Origin of the sequence: Tsukamurella conjunctivitidis (genome assembly GCF_007858475.1) — a bacterium.
In the GTDB taxonomy this organism is placed as follows: domain Bacteria; phylum Actinomycetota; class Actinomycetes; order Mycobacteriales; family Mycobacteriaceae; genus Tsukamurella; species Tsukamurella conjunctivitidis.
On record NZ_VIGX01000251.1, the window covers coordinates 1 to 548 of the forward strand.

Annotated in this window: 1 protein-coding gene; it reads left to right on the plus strand. The window is 69.3% G+C overall.

Annotated features, from left to right (window positions below; translation table 11 throughout):
- Positions 1-161: 161 nt before the first annotated feature.
- Positions 162-548, plus strand: a 387-nt coding sequence (locus FK530_RS25265) for a 50S ribosomal protein L25 (protein ID WP_146489517.1), incomplete at its 3' end; no start/stop codon positions are given.

Consider the following 548-nt stretch of genomic DNA (forward strand, 5'->3'; position numbering starts at 1 on the left):
GGTGCGGCCTGAGGGTCGGGTCGCGCTAGACTTCAGGGGTTGCTCCGGCGAGGGCGACGGCCCTGTGCCGTCGCCGTGATCGACAGGGCTCCCCGACTGCGGTCGGGGTTCTCCTCGCGCCGGGGCGAGGACGACCACCGCAACCGTCGAGGAGAGACATCATGTCCGACACCAGCATCCTGAACGCCACCCGTCGCACCGAGTTCGGCAAGGGCTCAGCCCGTCGCGCCCGTCGCGCGGGCCTGGTTCCCGCCGTCGTCTACGGACACGGTGCAGACCCCATCCACCTGGACCTGCCCGCGCACGAGCTCTTCCTCACCGTGCGCTCCAACAAGAACGCCGTCGTCACCCTGCGCTCCGACCAGGGTGAGCAGCTGGCCCTGGTCAAGGACATCCAGCGTCACCCCGTCTCCCGCGCCATCCTCCATGTCGACCTGCTGGCCATCAAGGCGGGCGAGAAGGTCCAGGTGACCGTGCCGCTGGTCGTCGTGGGCGAGCCCACCCCCGGCACCGTCCACAATGTCGAGGAGTTCGAGATCCCCGTCAAG